The sequence below is a fragment of the Bacillus sp. 05T31 genome, assembly GCF_056396725.1.
Map to the genome: position 1 here is coordinate 1 of NZ_JBFTMA010000768.1, position 2,806 is coordinate 2,806.

Below are 2,806 nucleotides of genomic sequence, written 5' to 3' on the forward strand. Positions count from 1 at the left end.
CGTTACGAACAGCTCGCTCGTTACTATCAATATAGCAATCCTAAAAGATATGTAGAACTCTATATGAAATACTATGATGCAATTACAAAACTTGTACAAGCATATGAAAAGAGAGATTCACAAGAAGCGACTTTACCGTCACATATGAGAATCTTCCACACAGCTCCCCATACACCAGCAGTTGATATTATAATAAACGGACAAAAGGTTATTAAAAATATTTCTTTTAAACAATTCAGTCCGTATTTATCATTAGTGCAAGGTAAATACCGTATTGATATTGTCCCTGTCGGAAACGAAACTCCAATATTTTCAGCATTAGTACCAATAATGGGGAATCACACTTATACCCTTGCAGCGGTCAATAGCGATAATCATCTCCAATTACAACCCATTCTTGATAATACTCATTTACCATCTGGTCAAGCAAAAATACGGTTTGCACATTTTTCACCAGACACTCCAGTTGTAAATGTAAATTTAAAAGATGGGGATCATTTATTTGAAAATGTACTCTTTAAGCAAATAACAGATTTTTTACAAGTTAGCCCTGGTACAGCAGATATTGAAGTTTCACTTGCTGATACAAAAAAAGTACTATTAACCATTCCAAAATTCAACGTTGAACCAAATACAATTTACACAATTTCAATAGTTGGTTATTCAACTGAGGATCCAAAATTAGAGACCGTTATACTTACAAATTAAAACAGTCTACACCATTCGCATGGTGTAGACTGTTTACTTTTGAAACGTAATTTGAAATTCTGTCCAATCGTTATCCGAACGACACAATATGGATCCKTTATGTTTTTCTACAATTTGTTTACATACAAATAGTCCAATACCAGTTCCTAGCTTTTTAGTAGTTACAAATGGCTCAAAAATGGTCTCTACATTGTCTGCTGGAATCATAGGTCCATTATTTTTTATAACAATGCGAACAGCCTGATCCTCTTCAAATACATCAATGATAATTTTCCGCTCTTCTTTCACCGATTCAAGAGCATCAATCGAATTCATTAAAATATTTAAAACTACTTGCTTCACTTCACTCCGGTAACCAACGAGTGGAATAGGATACGGCAAATTCTTTTCAATCAAAACATTTGCATTAACTAAACTTGGATATAAGAATTGTATAATATCTTGAAATAAGTCATTTACCAAAAAACGTTCAGATTCATTCCACATTTCTTTTTTCGATACAAGTAAAAATTGCGAAATCCTAAAATTTAATTGATCTAATTCATGTGAAATAATATCTAAATACGATAGATTAGGGTGATCTGTCTTCAATAACTTTACAAATCCCATAATCGAAGTTAGCGGATTACGAAATTCATGYACAAAACTAGCCGACATTTGCCCTAGAATCGTAAGCCTTTCTTTATGTGTTTCATTTATATATTGCTGTTTTTCTTCTAAATTCCTCGATATAATTTCTGAGTATTTTAAAACGGTATAATAAATTAATTTGTCAAAACAAGTATGTATTTTGGCCATAATCGGTTTCAGTTCACGAGCGCTTACATCCAATTCGCACATTGCTTCAAAAAGTTCATTTCTTCCCACATTTGCATTGTAAACAAAATCTCCAATATTCGCATCTGCCCCTGCACGCTCAATGGCAATTTTCTCACATAATGGCTGAAGATAATTAATGTCTTTATCTTCCATAATAAGTTCGATAATTAACTCTAATAAATTCGCTCCATTTTGAACTACCTCTTGTTTAAATGGATCTTTTTCGGAAATTATCATTTTGTTTTTCCAGTTCTCTACGAATTGGTGCCTGTTGTTTTTCAAGTGCGAACAAAATACTTCTTTAATATCCTTATCGATTGGAAAAACCTCCATTCCCTCCATTTCCATACGACGAATACCCTTTATATTTTGAATATTAACACAAAAAATACATTTCGTTAATAGATTGTTGTCACATTTTGTTAATTTCTGTTGATAAAATTTATTTTTCCTTTCTTATTTAAATAAGTTTTATTCATATATCCCTTTTCTCTCTAAATGGAAGCATTGCTTACCCACATTTATCAAAATACATTAAATTAGCAACTGAAAAAAATATTCCTTTTACAATTGTTCAAAATAAAGGTACTGAAACACCAATCGGTTTAGTACTCTCTCATAGCACTGCTGTAGATAAAGAACATATTTATGTCGAAGATGATATTTTCAAACAAGAAATGAAGTAAAAGGTACACTTGATTAAATGAAATCGTTCCGAGAAACGTAAAACAAACAATAAAAAACGAGTATGGAATCGTAAACATATCCTGCTCGTTTTTTATTGCGGTGTTTAAGCTCGATCTACTTTATTTTTTAATACACACTAATTTCATTTCTGTCATTTCTTCTATTGCATATTTAATCCCTTCACGGCCTGTGCCACTCTCTTTCACACCGCCATAAGGCATATGATCTACTCTGAACGTTGGAATATCATTAATCATGACACCACCGACTTCTAATTCATCAATTGCACGCATTGCTTTACATAGATTGTTTGTAAATACACCTGCTTGTAATCCATAACGTGAATTATTTACTTGTTCTAAAGCCTCATCAAATTCTTTAAATGTATTTACAGTCATAAGTGGACCAAATACTTCTTGGCACTGAACAGATACATAATCTGGAACATTTGTTAATACAGTTGGTTCAAAAATCCTTGCATCACGTTTGTTACCACCGTATACAACATTAGCTCCTTCCTTAACTGCCTCTTCCACCCATGAATTTATACGTTCTACATCTTTTTTTGAAATAAGTGCTGATACATCTGTTT

At 32.4% G+C, this 2,806-nt stretch carries 3 protein-coding genes and 1 pseudogene; 2 read left to right on the forward strand and 2 right to left on the reverse strand.

Going from position 1 to position 2,806, the window contains the following annotated elements:
• Window positions 1-708 (forward strand): DUF4397 domain-containing protein (locus tag AC1DJR_RS27980; RefSeq protein ID WP_477004045.1); only part of this gene is annotated, 708 nt, incomplete at its 5' end.
• Between the two features lie 33 nt (window positions 709-741).
• Here AC1DJR_RS27980 and AC1DJR_RS27985 read toward each other — a convergent pair.
• On the reverse strand, window positions 742-1,875 hold the full coding sequence (locus AC1DJR_RS27985) for a BA2291 family sporulation histidine kinase (RefSeq protein ID WP_477004046.1): 1,134 nt from the start codon (window positions 1,873-1,875) through the stop codon (window positions 742-744).
• Window positions 1,876-2,021: 146 nt separating this feature from the next.
• Between AC1DJR_RS27985 and AC1DJR_RS27990 the strand changes: the two are divergent.
• Window positions 2,022-2,213 (forward strand): annotated as a pseudogene (locus AC1DJR_RS27990) (DUF1694 domain-containing protein); the annotation flags it as partial.
• A gap of 120 nt (window positions 2,214-2,333) precedes the next feature.
• On the opposite strand, the gene AC1DJR_RS27995 reads toward AC1DJR_RS27990, so the two are convergent.
• On the reverse strand, window positions 2,334-2,806 hold a 473-nt coding region (locus AC1DJR_RS27995), incomplete at its 5' end, for an aldehyde dehydrogenase family protein (protein ID WP_477004047.1).